The 21,502-nt window shown below is 68.1% G+C and carries 35 protein-coding genes; 33 read left to right on the top strand and 2 right to left on the bottom strand.

The features are described 5' to 3' along the window. The first annotated feature begins 284 nt into the window (after positions 1-284). The 3 genes from ACTG9Q_RS04200 to ACTG9Q_RS04210 are packed head-to-tail and all read left to right on the top strand — an operon-like array spanning position 285 to position 1,902. Complete coding sequence (locus ACTG9Q_RS04200) at positions 285-584, top strand: hypothetical protein (RefSeq protein ID WP_455571321.1); 300 nt, start codon at positions 285-287, stop codon at positions 582-584. After that, positions 581-1,492: a WXG100 family type VII secretion target gene (locus ACTG9Q_RS04205; protein WP_455571223.1), complete on the top strand. Its 912-nt coding sequence runs from the start codon at positions 581-583 to the stop codon at positions 1,490-1,492. The genes ACTG9Q_RS04200 and ACTG9Q_RS04205 overlap by 4 nt, the downstream gene beginning before the upstream one ends. Continuing rightward, positions 1,489-1,902 (top strand): hypothetical protein, encoded by a 414-nt coding sequence (locus ACTG9Q_RS04210; RefSeq protein WP_455571224.1) that lies wholly within the window; start codon positions 1,489-1,491, stop codon positions 1,900-1,902. The genes ACTG9Q_RS04205 and ACTG9Q_RS04210 overlap by 4 nt, the downstream gene beginning before the upstream one ends. 1 nt (position 1,903) lies before the next feature. Here ACTG9Q_RS04210 and ACTG9Q_RS04215 read toward each other — a convergent pair whose 3' ends face one another. Together ACTG9Q_RS04215 and ACTG9Q_RS04220 are read right to left on the bottom strand one after the other, a co-directional pair. Continuing rightward, positions 1,904-2,440 (bottom strand): hypothetical protein, encoded by a 537-nt coding sequence (locus tag ACTG9Q_RS04215; RefSeq protein WP_455571225.1) that lies wholly within the window; start codon positions 2,438-2,440, stop codon positions 1,904-1,906. A gap of 10 nt (positions 2,441-2,450) precedes the next feature. Next, the gene (locus tag ACTG9Q_RS04220; RefSeq protein ID WP_455571226.1) at positions 2,451-2,654 is read right to left on the bottom strand and encodes a hypothetical protein; all 204 of its coding nucleotides are present in this window, start codon (positions 2,652-2,654) and stop codon (positions 2,451-2,453) included. 103 nt (positions 2,655-2,757) lie between these two features. Between ACTG9Q_RS04220 and ACTG9Q_RS04225 the strand changes: the two genes are divergently transcribed. The 30 genes from ACTG9Q_RS04225 (at position 2,758) to map (ending at position 21,481) form a co-directional block, all read left to right on the top strand. Continuing rightward, a complete protein-coding gene (locus ACTG9Q_RS04225) occupies positions 2,758-3,624 on the top strand; it encodes a helix-turn-helix domain-containing protein (RefSeq protein ID WP_455571322.1) in 867 nt (288 codons plus the stop codon). A gap of 13 nt (positions 3,625-3,637) precedes the next feature. Next, on the top strand, positions 3,638-3,787 hold the full coding sequence (locus tag ACTG9Q_RS04230; RefSeq protein WP_455571227.1) for a DUF397 domain-containing protein: 150 nt from the start codon (positions 3,638-3,640) through the stop codon (positions 3,785-3,787). 302 nt (positions 3,788-4,089) lie between these two features. Further along, the gene (gene rpsL / locus ACTG9Q_RS04235; protein ID WP_030473471.1) at positions 4,090-4,464 is read left to right on the top strand and encodes a 30S ribosomal protein S12; all 375 of its coding nucleotides are present in this window, start codon (positions 4,090-4,092) and stop codon (positions 4,462-4,464) included. A 1-nt stretch (position 4,465) separates the two neighbouring features. Beyond that, positions 4,466-4,936, top strand: a complete 471-nt coding sequence (gene rpsG, locus ACTG9Q_RS04240; RefSeq protein WP_455571228.1) for a 30S ribosomal protein S7 — start codon at positions 4,466-4,468, stop codon at positions 4,934-4,936. Positions 4,937-4,981: 45 nt separating this feature from the next. After that, on the top strand, positions 4,982-7,081 hold the full coding sequence (gene fusA, locus ACTG9Q_RS04245) for an elongation factor G (protein ID WP_455571229.1): 2,100 nt from the start codon (positions 4,982-4,984) through the stop codon (positions 7,079-7,081). A 150-nt stretch (positions 7,082-7,231) separates the two neighbouring features. Further along, complete coding sequence (gene tuf, locus ACTG9Q_RS04250) at positions 7,232-8,425, top strand: elongation factor Tu (RefSeq protein WP_455571230.1); 1,194 nt, start codon at positions 7,232-7,234, stop codon at positions 8,423-8,425. Positions 8,426-8,782: 357 nt separating this feature from the next. After that, complete coding sequence (gene rpsJ, locus ACTG9Q_RS04255; RefSeq protein WP_003938093.1) at positions 8,783-9,088, top strand: 30S ribosomal protein S10; 306 nt, start codon at positions 8,783-8,785, stop codon at positions 9,086-9,088. 33 nt (positions 9,089-9,121) lie between these two features. Then, positions 9,122-9,772 (top strand): 50S ribosomal protein L3, encoded by a 651-nt coding sequence (gene rplC / locus ACTG9Q_RS04260; protein WP_455571231.1) that lies wholly within the window; start codon positions 9,122-9,124, stop codon positions 9,770-9,772. A 2-nt stretch (positions 9,773-9,774) separates the two neighbouring features. After that, the gene (rplD, locus tag ACTG9Q_RS04265; protein ID WP_455571232.1) at positions 9,775-10,455 is read left to right on the top strand and encodes a 50S ribosomal protein L4; all 681 of its coding nucleotides are present in this window, start codon (positions 9,775-9,777) and stop codon (positions 10,453-10,455) included. Beyond that, on the top strand, positions 10,452-10,751 hold the full coding sequence (gene rplW, locus ACTG9Q_RS04270) for a 50S ribosomal protein L23 (protein ID WP_455571233.1): 300 nt from the start codon (positions 10,452-10,454) through the stop codon (positions 10,749-10,751). Before rplD ends, rplW begins: the two co-directional genes overlap by 4 nt. Positions 10,752-10,766: 15 nt before the next feature. Next, positions 10,767-11,603, top strand: coding sequence for a 50S ribosomal protein L2 (gene rplB, locus ACTG9Q_RS04275; protein WP_455571234.1), 837 nt, complete (start codon positions 10,767-10,769; stop codon positions 11,601-11,603). Positions 11,604-11,620: 17 nt separating this feature from the next. Next, positions 11,621-11,902 carry a 30S ribosomal protein S19 gene (gene rpsS, locus ACTG9Q_RS04280; protein ID WP_033384221.1) on the top strand — a complete coding sequence of 94 codons (282 nt, stop codon included), beginning with the start codon at positions 11,621-11,623 and terminating at the stop codon, positions 11,900-11,902. A gap of 36 nt (positions 11,903-11,938) precedes the next feature. After that, a complete protein-coding gene (rplV, locus tag ACTG9Q_RS04285; RefSeq protein WP_455571235.1) occupies positions 11,939-12,367 on the top strand; it encodes a 50S ribosomal protein L22 in 429 nt (142 codons plus the stop codon). Beyond that, entirely contained in the window at positions 12,367-13,182 is an 816-nt protein-coding gene (gene rpsC, locus ACTG9Q_RS04290) for a 30S ribosomal protein S3 (protein ID WP_455571236.1), read from the top strand. The genes rplV and rpsC overlap by 1 nt, the downstream gene beginning before the upstream one ends. 3 nt (positions 13,183-13,185) lie before the next feature. Beyond that, positions 13,186-13,605: a 50S ribosomal protein L16 gene (gene rplP, locus ACTG9Q_RS04295; protein WP_455571237.1), complete on the top strand. Its 420-nt coding sequence runs from the start codon at positions 13,186-13,188 to the stop codon at positions 13,603-13,605. After that, on the top strand, positions 13,605-13,850 hold the full coding sequence (rpmC, locus tag ACTG9Q_RS04300; RefSeq protein ID WP_455571238.1) for a 50S ribosomal protein L29: 246 nt from the start codon (positions 13,605-13,607) through the stop codon (positions 13,848-13,850). Before rplP ends, rpmC begins: the two co-directional genes overlap by 1 nt. Continuing rightward, on the top strand, positions 13,847-14,146 hold the full coding sequence (gene rpsQ / locus ACTG9Q_RS04305; protein ID WP_455571239.1) for a 30S ribosomal protein S17: 300 nt from the start codon (positions 13,847-13,849) through the stop codon (positions 14,144-14,146). Before rpmC ends, rpsQ begins: the two co-directional genes overlap by 4 nt. A gap of 68 nt (positions 14,147-14,214) precedes the next feature. Next, a complete protein-coding gene (gene rplN / locus ACTG9Q_RS04310; protein ID WP_378243579.1) occupies positions 14,215-14,583 on the top strand; it encodes a 50S ribosomal protein L14 in 369 nt (122 codons plus the stop codon). Between the two features lies 1 nt (position 14,584). Further along, positions 14,585-14,902, top strand: coding sequence for a 50S ribosomal protein L24 (rplX, locus tag ACTG9Q_RS04315; RefSeq protein ID WP_455571240.1), 318 nt, complete (start codon positions 14,585-14,587; stop codon positions 14,900-14,902). 2 nt (positions 14,903-14,904) lie between these two features. Further along, the gene (gene rplE / locus ACTG9Q_RS04320) at positions 14,905-15,501 is read left to right on the top strand and encodes a 50S ribosomal protein L5 (RefSeq protein ID WP_455571241.1); all 597 of its coding nucleotides are present in this window, start codon (positions 14,905-14,907) and stop codon (positions 15,499-15,501) included. 4 nt (positions 15,502-15,505) lie between these two features. After that, positions 15,506-15,691: a type Z 30S ribosomal protein S14 gene (locus ACTG9Q_RS04325; protein ID WP_455571242.1), complete on the top strand. Its 186-nt coding sequence runs from the start codon at positions 15,506-15,508 to the stop codon at positions 15,689-15,691. Positions 15,692-15,778: 87 nt separating this feature from the next. Beyond that, entirely contained in the window at positions 15,779-16,177 is a 399-nt protein-coding gene (gene rpsH, locus ACTG9Q_RS04330; protein ID WP_455571243.1) for a 30S ribosomal protein S8, read from the top strand. Positions 16,178-16,195: 18 nt separating this feature from the next. Next, the gene (gene rplF, locus ACTG9Q_RS04335; protein ID WP_455571244.1) at positions 16,196-16,735 is read left to right on the top strand and encodes a 50S ribosomal protein L6; all 540 of its coding nucleotides are present in this window, start codon (positions 16,196-16,198) and stop codon (positions 16,733-16,735) included. Continuing rightward, the gene (rplR, locus tag ACTG9Q_RS04340) at positions 16,732-17,139 is read left to right on the top strand and encodes a 50S ribosomal protein L18 (RefSeq protein WP_455571245.1); all 408 of its coding nucleotides are present in this window, start codon (positions 16,732-16,734) and stop codon (positions 17,137-17,139) included. The genes rplF and rplR overlap by 4 nt, the downstream gene beginning before the upstream one ends. Before the next feature lie 34 nt (positions 17,140-17,173). Then, positions 17,174-17,845, top strand: coding sequence for a 30S ribosomal protein S5 (rpsE, locus tag ACTG9Q_RS04345; protein WP_455571246.1), 672 nt, complete (start codon positions 17,174-17,176; stop codon positions 17,843-17,845). A 1-nt stretch (position 17,846) separates the two neighbouring features. Then, positions 17,847-18,029, top strand: coding sequence for a 50S ribosomal protein L30 (gene rpmD / locus ACTG9Q_RS04350; RefSeq protein ID WP_455571247.1), 183 nt, complete (start codon positions 17,847-17,849; stop codon positions 18,027-18,029). Further along, positions 18,029-18,472, top strand: coding sequence for a 50S ribosomal protein L15 (gene rplO, locus ACTG9Q_RS04355; protein WP_455571248.1), 444 nt, complete (start codon positions 18,029-18,031; stop codon positions 18,470-18,472). Before rpmD ends, rplO begins: the two co-directional genes overlap by 1 nt. A gap of 326 nt (positions 18,473-18,798) precedes the next feature. After that, positions 18,799-20,109: a preprotein translocase subunit SecY gene (gene secY, locus ACTG9Q_RS04360; RefSeq protein ID WP_455571323.1), complete on the top strand. Its 1,311-nt coding sequence runs from the start codon at positions 18,799-18,801 to the stop codon at positions 20,107-20,109. Continuing rightward, positions 20,106-20,660 (top strand): adenylate kinase, encoded by a 555-nt coding sequence (locus ACTG9Q_RS04365; protein WP_455571249.1) that lies wholly within the window; start codon positions 20,106-20,108, stop codon positions 20,658-20,660. Before secY ends, ACTG9Q_RS04365 begins: the two co-directional genes overlap by 4 nt. 44 nt (positions 20,661-20,704) lie before the next feature. Next, on the top strand, positions 20,705-21,481 hold the full coding sequence (map, locus tag ACTG9Q_RS04370; protein WP_455571324.1) for a type I methionyl aminopeptidase: 777 nt from the start codon (positions 20,705-20,707) through the stop codon (positions 21,479-21,481). The last annotated feature ends 21 nt before the right edge of the window (positions 21,482-21,502 follow it).

The following is a 21,502-nucleotide window of genomic DNA, read 5'->3' on the forward strand; positions in this document are numbered from 1 at the left end:
GTGCTTCTGTCAGACAGCCATGCGCGTCCGTTGCCTGTCCACCGGACAGGAGAGCTGTCACCCGGTCCAACTCGGCCGCCACGTCCGAGATCGCCACCTGCCCACCCCGCTCATCGAGTCGCGGTCTCCGATGTTGGGAGCGGCTGATCGGCTAGGGCTTCAGGAAGCAGGGGAACCACCCGAAAGGGGGGTCCGTCTCAGCCGCACGTGTGACGGAGGGAAAGGCGGCAGCGGTGGGTGGGTTCACGGTCGAGCCGGGGGAGTTGGCGGGGTACAGCGAGTTGATGACGCGCAATGCCCAGCACTTCCTGACGATCAAAGACCACGCGGTGAGCAAGGGGGGTGACACGGCGGGGTTCACGGGGCTGTTGACGCTGCTGCACCCCGTGGTCACCGGGGTGGCCAACCTCTACGGCGAGACGCTCGACTTCGCGCATCGGGTGATGGCGAAGGACGCCGACAGCCTGGTGCAGGCCGCCGAAGCGTACGCCAGGACCGACACCGGCAACGGTGAGCGGCTGGGCCTGATCGAGCAGGGGATGAACACCCTGCCCGGCGTGACCGTCGCGGGCGGTGCCCGGTGACCGCGTACGCCGACGTCGAGGACCCCGCCGCCGCGCTGGCCGCCGGGGCCGAGGACCGGCCGGGCAGGCAGTCCACCCAGGAGCTGATCGAGAAGGCGGGCTGGAAGATCCAGGGCGTCAACTGGGTCTACGAGAAGGTCACCGGGGAGAACCTGGTCGAGTCGCTGATCAACCCGCTGCTCGGCGACTTCGAGAAGATCGACGCCAACGCCCACGCCTGGGACCAGGTCGCCAAGGCGATGGACTCCGTGCGCCGCAACCTCGACGCGGGGGCTGACCAGCTCGGGCAGCACTGGGACGGCGACGCCGCCGTCAGCTTCCGGCGCCGGATGGACACGATGTGGGCCGTCGCGGTGGAGGCGGACTCGCAGGTCGCGCGGATCATCGGCGACCGGTTCAAGTCGATGGCCAACACCTGCCGCACCGCGACCGGGCTCGCGCTGACGCTGCTGGACAAGCTCGTCAGCAAGCTGGTGGAGGCGGCGATGACCGCCTGGATTCCCGTGGTCGGCTGGGGCCGAGCGGTGTGGATGGTCTACGACGCCATCGAGATCGCCGACAGCATCCGCAAGATCATCATCTCGATCCAGACGCTGATCGAGGGCGTGCAGGGCATGGTCGACGGCATCACGGCGATGGGCACCGCGCTGATGAAGCTCAAGGACGTCCGCGACGTCAACGACCTGCTCGACGTGGTCGACGGCTACCAGGGCGGCAAGGAGAAGTTCGACGACGGCGCCAAGGCCGCCAAGTCCGGCGCGATCGGCGTCGGCCTGGGCGCCTACGGCCTGCACAAGAGCACGAGCGCGGCGGCGGGCCGGGGCACCCCGCCGTCCGGACCCACACCCGCGCCCGCCCCTGCTCCGGCCCCCGCGCCCGCTCCCGCGACGAGTGGAGCGGGCCGATGACCTTCCCCTACGACCAGGCCCGCCTGGACGCCCTCGTCGCCGACGTCGACGCCCGCATCGCCAACGTCGAGCGCACCGCCGCGGAGGCGAGCCGCGTCGGCAACCGCTCGCCCGGCCTGTCCGAGCAGGACATCGCCGCCATCGAGCGCCACGCCGCGAGCCCGCGGGCCCCGAAGGCGTTGCAGGACCTGGTGAAGCGGGTCAAGGAGGGCGAGCTGTCCTGGTCGGACATCGCCTCCGGCCGGGCGCTGGACGACGAGGGCGTCCAGCGCGCGATGGCCGCAGGCTTCGGTGACCTGCGCCAGGCCAACGACGCCATCCGCGAGGGCCAGGACGTCGAGGACGTCATCGACTCCCGAGGCGGCGACGACCCCGACGGCGGCCCGAGCATCATGCGCCCGTCCTGGTGACCTAGCTGGTGCCGGTGTTGGAGACGACGCCGTGGGCCAGTCCGGCCGCGATGGACAGCAGCCGGACCGGCCCGGTCACCTCGGGGCGGGGCCACAGGGTGTCCCGCCGGACCCGCTGGCCGTCGCGCTGGGTGAGTTCGCCGCGACGGAACATCGCCGTGTCGGCGAAGGTTCCCAGCGGGCGCCCGGCGGGGTCGGCGAAGGTGATCGGACGGGCCAGTCTCCGGATCATGGACCCCACCACCGCCCCGTCCGGGCCGGTCACCACGACTCGGCCCGCGAACAGCGCGAACCCCTTGGCGATGCCCAGCACTTCCCGGCCGTCGGGCAGCGTGACGGCCAGGTCGAACGGGCTGACCGAGGTGAACTCGGTGACCCGCAGCAGCCCCAGTGGACCGGGGCGCTTGCGCTCCCTGACACTGGCGAGCAGCCCGCCACCCTGGTCGTAGACGTCCACCGAGTACGTGGTGTTGAGCAGGGCCTTGCGGAAGCCGCCCGCCCGCTCGATCAGCAGGGCGGGCGCGGTCAACAGGTCCACGCCAGGCAGGCTACTTGGCGATGGGTTCGGCCAGGGCCGCGTTGGCCAGTTCCACGAACACCCCCAGGCTCTGGCGGCTGTAGGTGACCTCGACGTCATCGATGCGCCCGCCGCCGAAGACGAAGGCCACCTCGCCGTCGCCTGCCGGGTAGTAGCGCATCGGGCAGCCGTCCTCGATGCTCAGCCCCGCGAACACCTTCAGGTGATCAGTCATCGCTCCTCCAAGCCTAGTGAGTATTATCAAGCTACCGCTCAAGCTTGAGTGAGCATATGACCTGATTGGCTGAACTGGGCGAGGAGTGTCGGCAGTGGAACGAATGGAACCCTCAGCCCTCCGCTGGCTTGTCGGCGTGGAGCTGGCCGCGTATCGGACCCAGGCGGGTGCGACCAAGGCCGAGGCCGCCCAGGTGCTGGGCGTCTCGGGCGGCATGATCACCCACTTCGAGAACGGGAAGTACCGCCCCTCACCTGAGCAGATCGCTCGCCTGCTCGACTTCTTCGGCGCTCCCGCATACGACGTGGACCGGTTGTCCTGGTTGGTGGGCCGTTCGGAGCGCAAGAGCTGGCTGGCCCGGTGGGACGACGTCATCCCCGACTGGGCGCGGACCTACGTGGGTCTCGAAGGTCTGGCCTCCGACCTCATCGCCTACTGCCCGCTGCTGCTCAACGCACTCGTGCAGACGAGGGAGTACTCGGCGGGCGTGACGATGCCCAGCGCGCGGGTGCGGGAGGACCAGCAGGAACGCATGGTCAACCTCCGCATGGACAGGCAGAAGCGGGTGCTCGACCCGGACCGGCCGCTGCGCGTCACCACGCTCATCGAGGAAGCCGTCCTCGATCGCCGGATCGGCGGACCCAAGGCCAAGGAGGTCATGCGCGCCCAGCTCGGGCATCTGCTGGAGCTGGGGAAGCGGGACAACGTCGAAATCCTCATCGTCCCCACCTCGGTGGGCAGGCACGACGGGCTGGAGGGCAAGTTCACCGTCCTGCACTTCCGCAACGAGGACGGGTCGACCCAGGCGCAGTCCATCGCCTTCGTCGAGATTTCCGACGACGCCGTCTACGTGCAGGATCAGCGACAGGTAGATAATTACCTCCGTAGCGTCGCCCAGATTCGCGACGTCGCGCTGACACAGGCCCAGTCCGCCAGGGTGATCCGAGAGCGGCGGGCCGCGCTTGACTGACCCGGAGGTCCCCATGTGGCGCAAGTCCACCTTCAGCAGCAACGGCACTGACTGCGTCGAGGTCCGCGCCGACCTCGCCGCCCTGCGGGACTCCAAGAACGCGCATGGCCCCGCCCTGCCCGTTGACGTGCGCGGTCTGGTCGAGCTGGCCAAGCGCGCCTAGGAGCCGGTAGCCCGGTTGGCGGTACCCCCCGGTTTGGCCCTGGCCCGAGCCGGACGGTATCGTTGCTACTCGTGCCCGACCTATGTCGGGTCGGTCCGTGTGCCTGTGCCGTTAGGTCTGTCTTCCGTGGCGGACTTCTGCCAGTCGCCGGAGTACCTTCCGAACCCGTGGGGATTCGCTCTCCCACGGGTGCTCCGGGGGAGGGCGGCGACACGCCCGACCTCGGGGTACGGGCGGACATGCAGGAACCCGCTAGATACGCAGGCGCCCACCCGGGCGCGTTCCAGGAAGAAAGCCGGTCTATGCCCACGATCCAGCAGCTGGTCCGAAAGGGCCGCCAGGACAAGGTCGCCAAGCAGAAGACTGCGGCTCTCAAGGGGAGCCCGCAGCGGCGTGGCGTGTGCACCCGCGTGTACACCACCACCCCGAAGAAGCCGAACTCCGCGCTCCGCAAGGTCGCTCGCGTGAAGCTGACCAGCGGTATCGAGGTCACCGCCTACATCCCCGGTGAGGGTCACAACCTCCAGGAGCACTCGATGGTGCTCGTGCGCGGTGGGCGTGTGAAGGACCTCCCGGGCGTTCGCTACAAGATCATCCGCGGCTCGCTGGACACCCAGGGCGTCAAGAACCGCAAGCAGGCTCGCAGCCGTTACGGCGCGAAGAAGGAGAAGAGCTGATATGCCCCGCAAGGGACCGGCCCCGAAGCGGCCGCTGATCTCCGACCCGGTGTACAGCTCGCCGCTGGTCACGCAGCTCATCAACAAGGTCTTGGTGGACGGCAAGCGCTCGGTCGCCGAGCGCATCGTCTACGGCGCGCTGGAAGGCGCCCGGGAGAAGACCAGCACCGACCCGGTGGTGACCCTCAAGCGCGCGCTGGACAACGTCAAGCCGACCATCGAGGTCAAGTCCCGCCGCGTCGGCGGCGCCACCTACCAGGTGCCGATCGAGGTCAAGCCGGGCCGCTCCACCACGCTGGGACTGCGCTGGCTGGTGACGTTCTCCCGCGCCCGCCGCGAGAAGACCATGATCGAGCGCTTGACGAACGAGCTGCTCGACGCTTCCAACGGACTTGGCGCCAGCGTCAAGCGCCGCGAGGACACGCACAAGATGGCGGAGTCCAACAAGGCATTCGCCCACTACCGCTGGTGAAGCCAGCGGCGCCCGTAGCTGCTAGATAGGACAGGGGAAACACCCGTGGCACTCGACGTGCTGACCGACCTGGCCAAGGTCCGCAACATCGGGATCATGGCCCACATCGACGCGGGCAAGACGACCACGACCGAGCGAATCCTGTTCTACACCGGGATCAGCTACAAGATCGGCGAAGTGCACGACGGCGCCGCGGTGATGGACTGGATGGAGCAGGAGCAGGAGCGGGGTATCACCATCACCTCCGCGGCCACGACCTGTTTCTGGAAAGACACCCAGATCAACATCATCGACACCCCCGGCCACGTCGACTTCACCGTCGAGGTGGAGCGCTCGCTGCGCGTGCTCGACGGCGCGGTGGCCGTGTTCGACGGCAAGGAAGGTGTCGAGCCCCAGTCCGAGCAGGTCTGGCGCCAGGCGACCAAGTACGACGTGCCGCGCATCTGCTTCGTCAACAAGATGGACAAGCTCGGCGCGGACTTCTACTTCACCGTGAAGACCATCCGCGAGCGCCTCGGCGCCAAGCCGCTGCCGCTGCAGCTGCCGATCGGCACCGAGAGCGAGTTCATCGGGCTGGTCGACCTGGTCGAGATGCGGGCGCTGACCTGGCGCGGCGAGGTCCAGAAGGGCGAGGACTACACCATCGAGGAGATCCCCGCGGATCTGCTCGAGAAGGCCAAGGAGTACCGCGAGGCCATCGTCGAGGCCGTCGCCGAGACCGACGACGACCTGATGGAGCGCTACCTCGGTGGCGAGGAGCTGACCATCGCGGAGATCAAGCAGGGCATCCGCAAGATCGTCAACGATGGTTCGGCCTACCCGGTGCTGTGCGGCTCGGCGTTCAAGAACAAGGGCGTGCAGCCCATGCTCGACGCCGTGGTCGACTACCTGCCCTCGCCGCTGGACGTCCCGCCGGTCGTCGGCACCCTGCAGGACGGGGAGACCCCCGCCACCCGCAGGCCCGCCGTGGACGAGCCGTTCTCCGCGCTCGCGTTCAAGATCGCCGTGCACCCCTTCTTCGGCAAGCTCACCTACGTCCGGGTGTACTCGGGCAAGGTCGACACCGGCGCCCAGGTCATCAACTCGACCAAGGACCGCAAAGAGCGCATCGGGAAGATGTTCCAGATGCACGCCAACAAGGAGAACCCGGTCACCGAGGCGCGCGCGGGCCACATCTACGCGGTCATCGGCCTGAAGGACACGACCACCGGCGAGACGCTCTGCGACCCGCAGAACCCGATCGTGCTGGAGTCGATGACCTTCCCGGACCCGGTCATCCAGGTCGCCATCGAGCCCAAGACGAAGGCCGACCAGGAGAAGCTCTCCCTGGCCATCCAGAAGCTGGCCGAGGAGGACCCGACGTTCAAGGTCCACCTCGACGACGAGACCGGCCAGACCATCATCGCGGGCATGGGTGAGCTCCACCTGGACATCCTGGTGGACCGCATGCGCCGCGAGTTCAAGGTCGAGGCCAACATCGGCAAGCCGCAGGTGGCCTACCGCGAGACGATCCGCCGCAAGGTCGAGAAGTTCGAGTACATCCACAAGAAGCAGACGGGTGGCTCGGGCCAGTTCGCCAAGGTGATCATCGCGCTGGAGCCGCTGTCCACCGCGGACGGCGCTCTCTACGAGTTCGACAACAAGGTCACCGGCGGCCGTGTGCCGAGGGAGTACATCCCCTCGGTCGACGCCGGTGCGCAGGACGCCATGCAGTACGGCGTGCTCGCGGGCTACCCGCTGGTGGGTCTCAAGCTGACCCTGCTGGACGGCGCCTACCACGAGGTCGACTCGTCCGAAATGGCCTTCAAGGTCGCCGGGTCGATGGCGCTCAAGGAAGCCGCCCGCAAGGCGGACCCCGCGCTGCTCGAGCCGATGATGGCCGTCGAGGTGACCACCCCCGACGAGTACATGGGCACCGTCACCGGTGACCTGAACTCCCGCCGCGGCCAGATCCAGGCCATGGAGGAGCGCGGTGGCGCCCGGATCGTGAAGGCTCTTGTTCCGCTGTCGGAGATGTTCGGCTACGTCGGTGACCTGCGGTCGAAGACCCAGGGCCGGGCGAACTACTCGATGGTGTTCGACTCCTACGCCGAGGTTCCGGTGAACGTGGCGAAGGAGATCATCGCAAAGGCTACGGGGGAGTGACCCCGCACCGGAGCACCGCACGATAAGTGCGGGCTCTCCGGGGGGACTCCCCGGGGTCCGCACATCGACCCTGATGAGCCGCGAGGGGCGCAGACGGATTACCGTCTGCGCCCGTAGCGGAAGAAGAAACCAGTCCAGGAGGACAGTCCAGTGGCGAAGGCCAAGTTCGAGCGGACCAAGCCGCACGTCAACATCGGCACCATTGGTCACATCGACCATGGCAAGACCACGCTGACCGCGGCGATCTCCAAGGTCCTGCACGACAAGTTCCCCAACCTGAACCCCTTCACGCCGTTCGACGAGATCGACAAGGCGCCGGAGGAGAAGCAGCGCGGAATCACCATCTCGATCGCGCACATCGAGTACCAGACGGAGAAGCGTCACTACGCGCACGTCGACTGCCCGGGTCACGCTGACTACGTCAAGAACATGATCACCGGTGCGGCCCAGATGGACGGTGCCATCCTGGTGGTCGCCGCCACCGACGGCCCGATGCCGCAGACCCGCGAGCACGTGCTGCTGGCCCGCCAGGTCGGCGTGCCCTACATCGTGGTGGCCCTGAACAAGGCCGACATGGTCGACGACGAGGAGATCCTGGAGCTCGTCGAGCTCGAGGTGCGCGAGCTGCTGTCCGCGCAGGACTTCCCCGGCGACGACCTGCCGGTCGTGCGGGTCTCCGCGCTCAAGGCCCTTGAGGGCGACGCCGAGTGGGGCGCCCGCCTGCTGGAGCTGATGGACGCGGTCGACGAGAGCATCCCGCAGCCCGAGCGCGAGACCGACAAGCCCTTCCTCATGCCCGTCGAGGACGTCTTCACGATCACCGGCCGCGGCACCGTCGCGACCGGCCGCATCGAGCGTGGCGTCGTCAACGTCAACGAGGAGGTGGAGATCGTCGGCATCAAGGAGAAGGCGCAGAAGACCACCGTCACCGGTGTCGAGATGTTCCGCAAGCTCCTCGACCAGGGCCAGGCCGGTGACAACGTCGGCCTGCTGCTGCGCGGCATCAAGCGCGAGGACATCGAGCGCGGCCAGGTCATCGTGAAGCCGGGCACCACGACCCCGCACACGGACTTCGAGGCCAAGGTCGTCATCCTCAGCAAGGATGAGGGCGGCCGTCACACGCCGTTCTTCAACAACTACCGCCCGCAGTTCTACTTCCGCACCACCGACGTGACCGGCGTCGTGACCCTCCCCGAGGGCACCGAGATGGTCATGCCGGGCGACTCCACCGAGATGACGGTCAAGCTGATCCAGCCGATCGCCATGGACGAGGGTCTGCGCTTCGCCATCCGCGAGGGTGGCCGGACCGTCGGCGCGGGCCGCGTCACCAAGATCAACCAGTAGTTCCCGTCCGGGGTGGCCGAGGAGACTTCGGCCACCCCGGTTTGGATCGCCCCACACGCGTGTGGCATTCTTTACGGGTTGCTCGTAGCGGGGGCGGCCGGTCTGTGCTAGACCACCGGCCGCCCCGGCACGAGAGCCGGGGCCGCAGGGCCCTTCGGAACTGAAAAGCCCGTCCCACGGCGTTCCTGCCAGGGGACAGTTATGTGAAAGCACGGCGACACGCCCGACCGCGTGGACCGGACTGAGCAGGGCAGATCGGGTCCAGACATCCATTGACTTGTGAACAGGGAAGCGGCGCGGCTAACGCCTGACGGGCTCGCCGAGATCGCAACTACCGAAGAGGAACGGCAAGCCATCATGGCGGGACAGAAGATCCGCATCCGGCTCAAGGCCTACGACCACGAGGCGATCGACGCGTCCGCGCGCAAGATCGTGGAGACCGTGACGCGCACCGGCGCGCGGGTCGTCGGGCCTGTGCCGCTGCCCACGGAGAAGAACGTCTACTGCGTCATCCGCTCGCCGCACAAGTACAAGGACTCGCGCGAGCACTTCGAGATGCGTACGCACAAGCGGCTGATCGACATCCTCGACCCGACGCCCAAGACGGTCGACGCGCTCATGCGCATCGACCTTCCGGCGAGCGTCGACGTCAACATCCAGTAAGCGCGCGCGGCGAGGCGGAGAGTAACGAGAGCCATGTCTGACAGGCAGATGAAGGGAATCCTGGGCACCAAGCTCGGGATGACCCAGGTCTTCGACGAGAACAACCGGATCGTCCCGGTGACCGTGGTGAAGGCCGGACCCAACGTGGTCACCCAGGTGCGCAGCCAGGAGGTCGACGGCTACGCGGCCGTGCAGATCGCCTTCGGCGCCATCGCGCCGCGCAAGGTGAACAAGCCCGAGCGCGGCCACTTCGACAAGGCCGGGGTGACCCCGCGCCGCTACGTCGCCGAGCTGCGGACCTCCGACGCCGGTGACTACACCGTCGGCCAGGAGATCACCGCCGAGGTGTTCGAGCCCGGCACGATGATCGACGTGACCGGCACCACCAAGGGCAAGGGCACCGCCGGTGTCATGAAGCGCCACGGCTTCAAGGGCCTCGGCGCCTCCCACGGCACCCAGCGCAAGCACCGCTCCCCGGGGTCCATCGGCGGCTGCGCCACCCCCGGCCGCGTGTTCAAGGGCCTGCGCATGGCGGGCCGGATGGGCAACGCCCGGGTCACCACCCAGAACCTGACCGTGCACCAGGTCGACGCCGAGTCCGGCCTCATCCTGCTCAAGGGCGCCATCCCCGGCCCCAAGGGCGGCCTGGTGTTCCTCAAGAGTGCTGCGAAGGGCGGTGCCTGAGCATGACCAGCGTCGACATCAAGACGCCCGCCGGTGACACCGACGGCAGCGTCGAGCTGCCCGCGGAGATCTTCGACGTGCAGGCCAACGTGGCCCTGCTGCACCAGGTCGTCGTGGCCCAGCAGGCCGCGGCCCGCCAGGGCACGCACTCGACGAAGACCCGCGGCGAGGTTTCCGGCGGCGGCAAGAAGCCGTACCGGCAGAAGGGCACCGGCCGGGCCCGCCAGGGCTCGACCCGCGCGCCGCAGTTCGTCGGCGGCGGCGTCGTGCACGGCCCCCAGCCGCGCGACTACACCCAGCGCACCCCCAAGAAGATGAAGGCCGCCGCCCTGCGTGGCGCCCTCTCCGACCGGGCCCGCGCGGGTCAGCTGCACATCGTCTCGGCCCTGGTCGACGGGGACACCCCCTCCACCAAGACCGCGCGCAAGCTGCTGGAGTCGGTCACCGAGGCCCGCCGCGTGCTGGTCGTGCTGACCCGGGGCGAGGACATCGCCTGGGTGTCGGTGCGCAACCTGCCGCACGTGCACGTGATCGCGCCGGACCAGCTGAACACCCTGGACGTTCTGGTGAACGACGACATCGTCTTCACCAAGACCGCCTACGACGCCTTCCTTGCCGGACCGGTCAAGGCCGCCAAGGCCAAGGCCTCTTCCGCTGAGGTTGAGTCCGAGGAGGACAAGTGATCCCCGACCCTCGCGACATCGTGCTCGCGCCGGTGATCTCGGAGAAGTCGTACGGACTCCTCGAGGAGAACAAGTACACCTTCGTCGTCCGCCCGGACGCCAACAAGACCGAGATCAAGATCGCCATTGAGAAGATCTTCGCGGTCAAGGTGCTGAGCGTGAACACGCTCAACCGCAACGGAAAGCGCAAGCGCACCCGGACCGGTTACGGCAAGCGCAAGGACACCAAGCGCGCGATCGTCACCTTGTCCCCGGAGAGCAAGCCGATCGAGATCTTCGGCGGCCCGGCCGCGTAAGGACTGAGTAGACCAATGGGTATTCGCAAGTACAAGCCGACGACCCCGGGTCGTCGCGGCGCGAGCGTCTCGGACTTCGCCGAGATCACCCGCTCCACCCCGGAGAAGTCGCTGCTCCGCCCGCTGCACGGCCGCGGCGGCCGCAACGCGCACGGCAAGATCACCACCCGGCACAAGGGTGGCGGTCACAAGCGTGCGTACCGGCTGATCGACTTCCGTCGCCACGACAAGGACGGTGTGCCCGCCAAGGTGGCGCACATCGAGTACGACCCCAACCGCACCGCGCGGATCGCGCTTCTGCACTTCGCCGATGGCGAGAAGCGCTACATCATCGCGCCGGGCAAGCTGCGCCAGGGTGACCCGATCGAGTCCGGCCCCAAGGCCGACATCAAGCCGGGCAACAACCTGCCGCTGCGCAACATCCCGGTCGGCACGGTGGTCCACGCCATCGAGCTGCGCCCGGGTGGCGGGGCCAAGATCGCCCGCTCGGCCGGTTCGAGCGTGCAGCTCGTCGCCAAGGACGGCCCCTACGCCCAGCTGCGGATGCCCTCGGGCGAGATCCGCAACGTGGACGTTCGGTGCCGCGCCACGGTCGGTGAGGTCGGCAACTCCGAGCACTCCAACATCAACTGGGGCAAGGCCGGACGTATGCGGTGGAAGGGCAAGCGCCCGACCGTCCGCGGTGTGGCCATGAACCCGGTCGACCACCCGCACGGTGGTGGTGAGGGCAAGACCTCCGGTGGTCGCCACCCGGTCAACCCGGCAGGCAAGCCCGAGGGCCGCACTCGCCGCAACAAGCCGAGCGACAAGCTGATCGTCCGCCGTCGCCGCACTGGCAAGAACAAGCGCTGAGCAGGGAGGTAGAAGCAATGCCACGCAGCCTGAAGAAGGGCCCGTTCGTGGACGACCACCTGCTCAAGAAGGTGGACGCGCTCAACGAGTCGGGCAAGAAGACCGTGATCAAGACCTGGTCCCGCCGGTCGACGATCATCCCGGACATGCTGGGTCACACCATCGCGGTGCACGACGGCCGCAAGCACGTCCCGGTGTTCGTCTCCGAGGCCATGGTCGGCCACAAGCTGGGCGAGTTCGCCCCGACCCGCACGTTCAAGGGTCACATCAAGGATGACCGCAAGTCGCGGCGCCGCTAGGCACGAACGAGCAGAGAAAGAGCAAGGGGAACAGCGATGAACGCCCGAAACGACGCCGCGGCGACGGAAGAGCTTCCGTCCGCCATGGCTCGGGCTCGCTACGTCCGGATGACACCGATGAAGGTGCGCCGCGTCGTCGAGCTCATCAGGGGACGTAGCGCCGAGGACGCCTTGAGCCTGCTCAGGTTCACGCCGCAGGCCGCCAGCGAGCCGGTCGCCAAGGTGCTGGCCAGCGCCGTCGCCAACGCCGAGAACAACTTCGGCCTCGACCCGTCGACCCTGTGGATCTCCACGATCTACGTGGACGAGGGGCCGACGCTCAAGCGGTTCCGGCCGCGTGCGCAGGGCAGGGCCTACCGCATCCGCAAGCGCACGAGCCACATCACCGTCGAGGTCGAGTCGCGCCCGGTGGTTGCCAAGCAGGCCAAGGGCCGCAAGTCGAGCACGAAGGGCGGTGTCCGCTAATGGGACAGAAGATCAACCCGCACGGCTTCCGGCTCGGGATCACCACTGACTGGCGGTCCCGCTGGTACGCCGACAAGCAGTACGCGGAGTACGTGGCGGAGGACGTCAAGATCCGCCGCCTGCTGTCCAAGGGCATGGAGCGCGCAGGCATCTCCCGCGTGGAGATCGAGCGCACCCGTGACCGCGTCCGCGTCGACATCCACACCGCGCGGCCGGGCATCGTCATCGGCCGCCGCGGCGCCGAGGCCGACCGCATCCGCGGTGAGCTGGAGAAGCTGACCAAGAAGCAGGTCCAGCTCAACATCCTCGAGGTCAAGAACCCCGAGTCGGACGCCCAGCTGGTCGCGCAGGTCACCGCCGAGCAGCTGTCCAACCGCGTGTCCTTCCGGCGCGCGATGCGCAAGGCCATCCAGTCGGCCATGCGCTCGCCGCAGGTCAAGGGCATCCGGGTGCAGTGCTCGGGCCGCCTCGGCGGCGCCGAGATGTCCCGCTCGGAGCACTACCGCGAGGGTCGCGTCCCGCTGCACACGCTGCGCGCGGACATCGACTACGGCTTCTTCGAGGCCCGCACCACCTTCGGCCGCATCGGCGTCAAGGTGTGGATCTACAAGGGCGAGGTCGTGGGCGGACGCCGCGAGGCCGACGTGCGCCAGGCCGCTGACACCCGGCGCGAGCCGCGCCGCGAGCGGCCCAGCCGCCCGCGCCGTTCCGGCTCCTCGGGCACCACGCCCACCAGCACCGAGGCGGGTCGCGCCGCCGCGTCCGACACCCCGGCGGCCCCGGCCGCCGAGGGCACTGGCAACGGGGAGGGCTGAGCTGTGCTCATCCCACGCAAGGTCAAGCACCGCAAGCAGCACCGTCCGGACCGCTCCGGCGCGTCCAAGGGTGGCAACCGCGTCACCTTCGGCGAGCTGGGCATCCAGGCGCTGGAGCCCGCTTACGTCACCAACCGGCAGATCGAGTCGGCGCGTATCGCCATCAACCGGCACATCCGCCGTGGTGGCAAGGTCTGGATCAACATCTTCCCGGACCGCCCGCTGACCAAGAAGCCCGCCGAGACCCGCATGGGCTCCGGCAAGGGCTCGCCGGAGCACTGGGTGGCCAACGTGAAGCCGGGTCGCGTGATGTTCGAGATGACCTTCCCCAACGAGACGGTGGCGCGTGAGGCACTGCGCCGCGCGATCCACAAGCTGCCGATGAAGTGCCGCATCGTGACGCGTGAGGGTGGTGACTTCTGATGGCTGCCGGGACCACCACGACGGATCTGCGCGAGCTGACCGACGACGAGCTGGTGCTGCGCCTGCGGGAGGCGAAGGAGGAGCTGTTCAACCTCCGCTTCCAGATGGCGACCGGCCAGCTCGACAACAACCGGCGCCTGCGCCTGGTCAAGCAGGACATCGCCCGGATCTACACCGTGATGCGCGAGCGCGAGCTCGGGCTGTCGGTGTCCCCCGACGAGGCGACCGGTGAGGGTGCCGCATGAGTGACAACGTTGAGAACGCCGAGACCGTGACCGAGGCCGTCCAGCGGACCACCACCCGCAAGGTCCGCGAGGGCCTGGTGGTGTCCGACAAGATGGACAAGACCATCGTCGTGGCGCTGGAAGACCGCAAGAAGCACCCCCGCTACGCCAAGGTCATGCGCTCCACCACCAAGGTGAAGGCGCACGACGAGGAGAACTCCGCGGGCGTCGGCGACCGGGTCCTGCTCATGGAGACCCGGCCGCTGTCCGCCACCAAGCGCTGGCGGCTCGTGCAGGTCATCGAGCGGGCCAAGTAACCCAAGTAATCCAAGGCCGAGCCTGTCAGGTCGGCAATCTGGCAGGCCAGGAATGGTCAGGAGTTGACGTGATCCAGCAGGAGTCGCGACTGCGTGTCGCCGACAACACCGGGGCGAAGGAAATCCTTTGCATCCGCGTGCTCGGCGGCTCCGGTCGGCGCTACGCGGGAATCGGCGACATCATCGTCGCCACCGTGAAGGACGCCATCCCGGGCGCGAACGTGAAGAAGGGCGATGTCGTCAAGGCGGTCATCGTGCGCACCGTCAAGGAGCGCCGCCGCCCGGACGGCTCGTACATCCGGTTCGACGAGAACGCCGCCGTTCTGATCAAGAACGAGGGCGAGCCGCGCGGCACCCGCATCTTCGGCCCGGTGGGCCGCGAGCTGCGCGACAAGAAGTTCATGAAGATCATCTCGTTGGCGCCGGAGGTGCTCTGACATGAAGATCAAGAAGGGCGACACGGTCGTCGTCATCTCGGGCAAGGACAAGGGCGCCAAGGGCAAGGTCATCCAGGCCTACCCGGTGACCAACAAGGTCCTGGTCGAGGGCGTGAACCGCGTCAAGAAGCACACCCGTGTGTCGCAGAACCAGCGCGGCGCCCAGTCCGGCGGCATCGTGACGCAGGAGGCCCCCATCCACGTGAGCAACGTGATGCTGGTGGCCGACGGCCAGGCCGTCCGCGTCGGGTACAAGACCGCTGAAGACGGCCGCAAGGTCCGCATGGCCCGCGGCAAGGGCAACGGGAAGGAGATCTGATCATGACTACGACTGAATCTACCGACTCTGCCAGCAAGTCCGTGGTCGAGAAGATCATCCCGCGGCTCAAGACCCGCTACCGCTCGGAGATCAGCCCGGAGCTGACCAAGGAGTTCGGCTACCCGAACCCCATGCTGGTCCCCGGTGTCGTCAAGGTCGTCGTGAACATGGGCGTCGGCGACGCCGCCCGCGACGGCAAGCTGATCGAGGGCGCGGTCCGCGACCTGGCCACGATCACCGGCCAGAAGCCCGAGGTCCGCAAGGCCCGCAAGTCCATCGCGCAGTTCAAGCTGCGCGAGGGCATGCCGATCGGCGCGCGGGTGACCCTGCGCGGCGACCGCATGTGGGAGTTCCTCGACCGCCTGCTGACGATCGCGCTGCCCCGTATCCGCGACTTCCGCGGCCTCTCGGGCAAGCAGTTCGACGGCAACGGCAACTACACCTTCGGTCTCAACGAGCAGTCGATGTTCCACGAGATCGACCCTGACTCCATCGACCGCCAGCGCGGCATGGATATCACCGTGGTCACCACGGCGACGACCGACGCGGAGGGCCGGGCGCTGCTGAAGCACCTGGGCTTCCCCTTCAAGGAGAACTGAGCCGATGGCCAAGAAGGCGCTGGTTCACAAGGCGGCCAAGAAGCCGAAGTTCAAGGTTCGTGGCTACACCCGCTGCAACCGGTGCGGACGCCCGCACTCGGTGTTCCGCAAGTTCGGCCTGTGCCGGATCTGCCTGCGGGAGATGGCCCACCGCGGCGAGCTGCCTGGCGTGAGCAAGTCCAGCTGGTAAGGGACTAGTCCCCCTTCCCCGCACTACCCCGAAGATCGCCGAAGGCCCGATGCGGGAACCACGGCGAGAAAGGTTGACAAGGTCACCATGACGATGACCGACCCGATCGCAGACTTCTTGACCCGTCTGCGCAATGCCAACTCGGCGTACCACGACGAGGTCGTGCTGCCGCACTCGAAGCTCAAGGCCAGCATCGCCGAGATCCTCAAGCGCGAGGGTTACATCACCGGCTACCGCGACCAGGACGGCGAGAAGGGCAAAGACCTCGTCGTCGAGCTGAAGTACGGCCCGAACCGCGAGCGCAGCATCGCTGGCCTGCGCCGCGTGTCCAAGCCCGGTCTGCGGGTGTACGCGAAGTCGACCGGTCTGCCGAAGGTTCTCGGCGGCCTGGGCGTGGCGATCATCTCCACGTCCGGCGGTCTCATGACCGACCGGCAGGCGAACAAGTCGGGAGTGGGCGGGGAAGTCCTCGCCTACGTCTGGTGAGGGAAGGGGACTGAACACATGTCTCGCATCGGAAGGCTCCCGATCACGGTTCCGGCTGGCGTCGACGTCGCCATCGACGGCCGCGACATCAGCGTCAAGGGCCCCAAGGGCACCCTGGCCATCACCGTCTCCGAGCCCATCACCGTCGAGCGCGCCGAGGACGGCACGCTCGCGGTGACGCGGCCCGACGACGAGCGCACCAACCGCGCGCTGCACGGCCTGACCCGCTCGCTGGTCAACAACATGGTCGTCGGCGTCACCGCGGGCTACGAGAAGAAGCTGGAGATCCACGGCGTCGGCTACCGCGTCCTGGCCAGGGGGTCGGACCTGGAGTTCTCGCTGGGCTTCAGCCACCCGGTGAAGGTCTCGCCCCCCGAGGGCATCACCTTCACGGTGGAGAGCGCCACGAAGTTCTCCGTCTCGGGCATCGACAAGCAGCGGGTCGGCGAGGTCGCCGCGAACATCCGCAAGCTGCGCAAGCCCGACCCGTACAAGGGCAAGGGCGTGCGCTACGCGGGCGAGAAGATCCGCCGCAAGGTCGGAAAGACGGGTAAGTGATCATGAGCGCAACGACTGTGACCAAGCGCAAGCCGGTGGGCAAGGACATCTCCACCCGGCGCCGCATCGCCAAGACCCGCAGGCACTTCCGGCTCCGCAAGAAGCTCAGCGGCACCGCGGAGCGTCCGCGCCTGGTCGTGACCCGCTCATCGCGGCACATGTTCGCCCAGATCATCGACGACCTGAACGGCCACACCGTGGCCTCGGCGTCGACGATGGAGGCCGACGTGCGCGCGGTGGACGGCGACAAGAAGGCGCGTTCGGCCAAGGTCGGCGAGCTCCTCGCCGCCCGGGCCAAGGACGCCGGGATCGCCAAGGTCGTCTTCGACCGCGGCGGCAACAAGTACACCGGTCGTATCGCCGCGCTGGCCGACTCGGCCCGCGGGGCGGGGCTGGAGTTCTGATCATGACGTGCACTGACAAGGGAAGGAACGCCTGATGCCGGGACGTACGCGGCAGTTCGGCGGCGGCCACGGCGGCGGACAGGGCGGTCAAGGCGGTCAGGGCGGCGAGCGCGGTGAGCGCCGCGACCGCCGGGACCGTCGTGACGGCGGCGGACGCGGCGGGGCGGCCCAGGAGAAGACCCCGCACATCGAGCGCGTGGTCGCCATCAACCGGGTAGCCAAGGTCGTCAAGGGCGGTCGGCGCTTCAGCTTCACCGCCCTGGTCGTCGTCGGCGACGGCGACGGCATGGTCGGCGTCGGCTACGGCAAGGCCAAGGAAGTTCCCGCGGCCATCGCCAAGGGCGTCGAGGAGGCGAAGAAGAACTTCTTCCGCGTCCCGCGCATCGGCGGCACCATTCCGCACCCCGTGCAGGGTGAGAAGGCCGCGGGCGTCGTCCTGCTGCGTCCCGCCTCCGCCGGTACCGGTGTCATCGCCGGTGGGCCGGTCCGCGCGGTGCTGGAGTGCGCAGGCGTCCACGACGTGCTGTCGAAGTCGCTCGGCAGCGACAACGCCATCAACGTCGTGCACGCCACGGTGCAGGCGCTGAGGAACCTGCAGCGTCCCGAGGAGGTCGCGGCCCGCCGTGGTCTCCCGCTGGAGGACGTCGCTCCCGCAGGCATGCTCCGCGCCCGCGCGGCGGCTGCCGCCGCAGGATCGGGGAACTGACATGGCCAAGCTCAAGGTGACCCAGGTGCGCTCCGGCATCGGCACCAAGCGCAACCACCGTGAGTCCCTTCGTACCCTGGGTCTGCGCAAGATCCGCCAGACCACGGTGCGCGAGGACACTCCCGAGGTGCGCGGCCTCATCCACACCGTCCGCCACCTCGTCTCTGTCGAGGAGGTCGACTGATGGCTATCAAACTGCACCACCTGCGCCCGGCCCCCGGCGCCAAGACCGAGAAGATGCGCGTCGGTCGCGGTGAGGGCTCCAAGGGCAAGACCGCAGGCCGCGGTACCAAGGGCACCAAGGCCCGCAAGAACGTCCCCGCCCGGTTCGAGGGCGGCCAGATGCCGCTCCACATGCGGCTGCCGAAGCTCAAGGGCTTCAAGAACCGCTTCCGGGTCGAGTACCAGGTCGTCAACCTCGGTGACGTCGCGAAGGCGTTCCCCGATGGCGGCTCGGTCGACATCGCCGCCCTGGTCGGCTCCGGCCTGGTTCGCAAGAACCAGCTGGTGAAGGTCCTGGCCGACGGTGACCTCGCCGGGGTCAAGCTCGACATCACCGCGAACAAGTTCTCCAGCAGCGCGGTGGAGAAGCTCCAGGCCGCCGGTGGCACCGCCACCACGGTCTGAGCGCTGATGTGAGTCCATGGGCCGGGCACCCTCGGGTGCCCGGCCCATGGCGTTTCGACCCGGATTCACTTGCACGTGAAAGTGATGTTCGTCCCACTCGGCCCGCATCGCGCGAGTCGGTGGCGCCCTCGTAGCCGACGGGGGTGCGGGACGTCTCACACTTGCTGTTAAAGTCGTGGTCACGCCCCAGGGATTCCTGTCCCGGGGGTGGCCTTGGCCTGTCGGTGAACCCGGTGGGCTATGGTTCCCTGTTCCCTGCCGGCGGTCCCGCCGGCTCCGCAGTATCGCCTGCAGCGAAGTGCAGGCGACGCCGAGGAGGTTCCTGCGTGCTCAGCGCCTTCCGCTCGGCTCTTGCGACGCCAGACCTGCGTAGGAAGATCCTCTTCACCTTGGGGATCGTCGCGGTCTATCGCGTTGGAGCCGCCCTCCCGTCGCCTGGGGTCTCGTACCCGAACGTGCAGGAATGTCTGTCGCTCAACGAGGACGCCAGCCAGGGTGTTTTCCAGCTGCTGAACCTGTTCAGCGGCGGCGCCCTGCTCCAGCTGTCGGTGTTCGCGCTCGGCATCATGCCGTACATCACCGCGAGCATCATCATCCAGCTGCTGACGGTGGTCATCCCGCGCTTCGAGCAGCTGAAGAAGGAAGGGCAGGCGGGTCAGGGCAAGCTGACGCAGTACACCCGCTACCTGACCATCGCGCTCGCCGTGCTGCAGTCCACCGGCATCGTGGCGATGGCCGACCGCGGCCAGCTGTTCGGCCAGTGCCCGAACCCGGTCATCCCCGACAGCGACATCTTCAAGCTGAGCCTCATCGTGCTGACGATGACCGCGGGCACCGCCGTCATCATGTGGTTCGGCGAGCTGATCACCGAGCGCGGCATCGGCAACGGCATGTCGCTGCTGATGTTCGTCAACATCGCGGCCCGCATCCCGGTCGAGGGTGGCAACATCCTCAACCAGAACGGCCCGCTCGTCTTCACCGTGGTCTGCGTCTTCGGCCTGCTGATCATCGCCTCGGTCGTGTTCGTCGAGCAGGGCCAGCGCCGCATCCCGGTGCAGTACGCCAAGCGCATGGTCGGCCGCCGCATGTACGGCGGGACCTCGACCTACCTGCCGCTGAAGGTGAACCAGGCGGGCGTCATCCCGGTCATCTTCGCCTCGTCGCTGCTGTACCTGCCGGACCTGATCGTCAACCTGATCGGCACCGACGACTCCTGGTTCCAGCGCTTCGTCGGCAACTACCTGACCGACCAGTCGAACTGGGTGCACATCTCGGTCTACTTCGGCCTGATCATCTTCTTCACGTACTTCTACATCACCATCACGTTCAACGTCACCGAGCGTGCCGACGAGATGAAGAAGTACGGCGGGTTCATCCCCGGCATCCGCCCGGGCCGCCCGACCGCCGAGTACCTGAACTTCGTGTTGAGCCGGATCACGTTGCCAGGCTCGCTCTACCTTGGCACCGTTGCGGTTCTGCCGAACTTCTTCCTGGACCTCACCGGTGGCGAGGGGACCAACCAGAACTTCCCGTTCGGCGGGACGGCCGTGCTGATCATGGTTGGCGTCGGTCTCGACACTGTGAAGCAGATCGAGAGCCAGCTGATGCAGCGCAATTACGAAGGGTTCCTCAAGTGACGCGTGTTGTTCTCGTGGGCCCGCCCGGAGCGGGCAAGGGCACCCAGGCGAGCGCCCTCAGCGAGCAGCTGGGCGTACCGCACATCTCCACGGGTGACCTGTTCCGGGCGCACATCGCGAACAACACCGCACTGGGCAAGGACGTCAAGCGCTACCTCGACGCCGGGCAGCTCGTCCCGGACGAGGTGACCAACGAGATGGTCCGCGAGCGGCTGGCCCAGGCCGACGCCGAGGGCGGCTTCCTGCTCGACGGCTTCCCCCGCAACGTCGGCCAGGCCGAGGTGCTGGGGAAGCTGCTCGCCAACACCGACACCCGCCTCGACGCCGTCGTGGAGTTCCGGGTGGACGAGGACGTGGTGGTCCGGCGCCTGCTGGCCCGCGGCCGGGCCGACGACAGCGAGTCCGTCATCCGGCACCGGCAGCAGGTGTACCGCTCGGAGACCGAGCCGCTGCTGGAGTACTACTCGGGCGTGCTGATCAGCGTCGACGCCGTCGGCGAGGTCAGCGAGATCACCAGCCGCGTCCTGGACGCCCTGCGCTCTCGGACGTGACCGTAAGTGGGCTGTTCAGCGGCCTGGCGAAGTGGCGGGGTCGTATGATCGAGATCAAGTCACCCGGCCAGTTGGACGCGATGCGCGCCGCTGGCCTGGTGGTCCACCGGGCCCTCACCGCGGTCGGCACCGCGGTCAAGGCCGGGGTCAGCACCGGTGAGCTGGACGAGATCGCCGAGTCGGTGATCCGCGACGCCGGGGCCGTGCCCAGCTTCAAGGGCTACCACGGCTTCCCGGCCAGCATCTGCGCCTCGGTGAACGACCAGATCGTGCACGGCATCCCCAGTCGCACCCAGGTCCTCGCCGACGGCGACCTGATCTCGGTGGACTGCGGCGCGATCCTGGAGGGCTGGCACGGCGACTCCGCAGTGACGCTGTTCGTCGGCGCGCCCGCGAGCGAGGCCGACCAGCAGCTCTCCGACGCCACCCACGCCGCCATGCTGGCGGGCATCGAGGCGACCGTCGTCGGGGCCCGGCTGACCGACATCTCCTACGCCATCGAGCAGTCGGCGCTGGAGTCGTCGAAGGCGCACGGGCGCGAGTACGGGATCGTCCGCGAGTACGGCGGCCACGGCATCGGCAGCTCGATGCACATGGACCCGTTCCTGCCCAACCACGGCAAGCCCGGCAAGGGCCCCCGGCTGCGCGCGGGCATGGCCATCGCGATCGAGCCCATGCTGACCCTGGGCACCGAGGAGACCGTCGAGCTGGAGGACGGCTGGACGGTCGTGACCGCCGACGGCTCGCGTGCGGCCCACTGGGAGCACTCCATCGCGATCACCGATGACGGCCCCCGGGTGCTCACCGCCCCTCCGGAGTAGCAGGCAGCTCTCGGGCCGCGC

It is taken from the genome of Actinokineospora lacus (assembly GCF_053813445.1).

Excerpts from the sequence above, each read along its gene's own strand:
- rplE (WP_455571241.1), top strand. The coding sequence starts at position 14,905 with ATGACTACGACTGAATCTACCGACTCTGCCAGCAAGTCCGTGGTCGAG.
- rpmD (WP_455571247.1), top strand. The coding sequence starts at position 17,847 with ATGGCCAAGCTCAAGGTGACCCAGGTGCGCTCCGGCATCGGCACCAAG.
- rplC (WP_455571231.1), top strand. The coding sequence starts at position 9,122 with ATGTCTGACAGGCAGATGAAGGGAATCCTGGGCACCAAGCTCGGGATG.
- rplV (WP_455571235.1), top strand. The coding sequence starts at position 11,939 with ATGAACGCCCGAAACGACGCCGCGGCGACGGAAGAGCTTCCGTCCGCC.
- rplB (WP_455571234.1), top strand. The coding sequence starts at position 10,767 with ATGGGTATTCGCAAGTACAAGCCGACGACCCCGGGTCGTCGCGGCGCG.
- rpsE (WP_455571246.1), top strand. The coding sequence starts at position 17,174 with ATGCCGGGACGTACGCGGCAGTTCGGCGGCGGCCACGGCGGCGGACAG.
- ACTG9Q_RS04210 (WP_455571224.1), top strand. The coding sequence starts at position 1,489 with ATGACCTTCCCCTACGACCAGGCCCGCCTGGACGCCCTCGTCGCCGAC.
- map (WP_455571324.1), top strand. The coding sequence starts at position 20,705 with ATGATCGAGATCAAGTCACCCGGCCAGTTGGACGCGATGCGCGCCGCT.
- rplF (WP_455571244.1), top strand. The coding sequence starts at position 16,196 with ATGTCTCGCATCGGAAGGCTCCCGATCACGGTTCCGGCTGGCGTCGAC.
- rpsL (WP_030473471.1), top strand. The coding sequence starts at position 4,090 with ATGCCCACGATCCAGCAGCTGGTCCGAAAGGGCCGCCAGGACAAGGTC.
- rpsG (WP_455571228.1), top strand. The coding sequence starts at position 4,466 with ATGCCCCGCAAGGGACCGGCCCCGAAGCGGCCGCTGATCTCCGACCCG.
- ACTG9Q_RS04200 (WP_455571321.1), top strand. The coding sequence starts at position 285 with ATGACGCGCAATGCCCAGCACTTCCTGACGATCAAAGACCACGCGGTG.
- rplO (WP_455571248.1), top strand. The coding sequence starts at position 18,029 with ATGGCTATCAAACTGCACCACCTGCGCCCGGCCCCCGGCGCCAAGACC.
- ACTG9Q_RS04230 (WP_455571227.1), top strand. The coding sequence starts at position 3,638 with ATGTGGCGCAAGTCCACCTTCAGCAGCAACGGCACTGACTGCGTCGAG.
- rplX (WP_455571240.1), top strand. The coding sequence starts at position 14,585 with ATGAAGATCAAGAAGGGCGACACGGTCGTCGTCATCTCGGGCAAGGAC.
- rpsJ (WP_003938093.1), top strand. The coding sequence starts at position 8,783 with ATGGCGGGACAGAAGATCCGCATCCGGCTCAAGGCCTACGACCACGAG.
- rpsC (WP_455571236.1), top strand. The coding sequence starts at position 12,367 with ATGGGACAGAAGATCAACCCGCACGGCTTCCGGCTCGGGATCACCACT.
- ACTG9Q_RS04325 (WP_455571242.1), top strand. The coding sequence starts at position 15,506 with ATGGCCAAGAAGGCGCTGGTTCACAAGGCGGCCAAGAAGCCGAAGTTC.
- rpsS (WP_033384221.1), top strand. The coding sequence starts at position 11,621 with ATGCCACGCAGCCTGAAGAAGGGCCCGTTCGTGGACGACCACCTGCTC.
- rplD (WP_455571232.1), top strand. The coding sequence starts at position 9,775 with ATGACCAGCGTCGACATCAAGACGCCCGCCGGTGACACCGACGGCAGC.
- rpsH (WP_455571243.1), top strand. The coding sequence starts at position 15,779 with ATGACGATGACCGACCCGATCGCAGACTTCTTGACCCGTCTGCGCAAT.
- rpsQ (WP_455571239.1), top strand. The coding sequence starts at position 13,847 with ATGAGTGACAACGTTGAGAACGCCGAGACCGTGACCGAGGCCGTCCAG.
- ACTG9Q_RS04220 (WP_455571226.1), bottom strand. The coding sequence starts at position 2,654 with ATGACTGATCACCTGAAGGTGTTCGCGGGGCTGAGCATCGAGGACGGC.
- rpmC (WP_455571238.1), top strand. The coding sequence starts at position 13,605 with ATGGCTGCCGGGACCACCACGACGGATCTGCGCGAGCTGACCGACGAC.
- ACTG9Q_RS04225 (WP_455571322.1), top strand. The coding sequence starts at position 2,758 with ATGGAACCCTCAGCCCTCCGCTGGCTTGTCGGCGTGGAGCTGGCCGCG.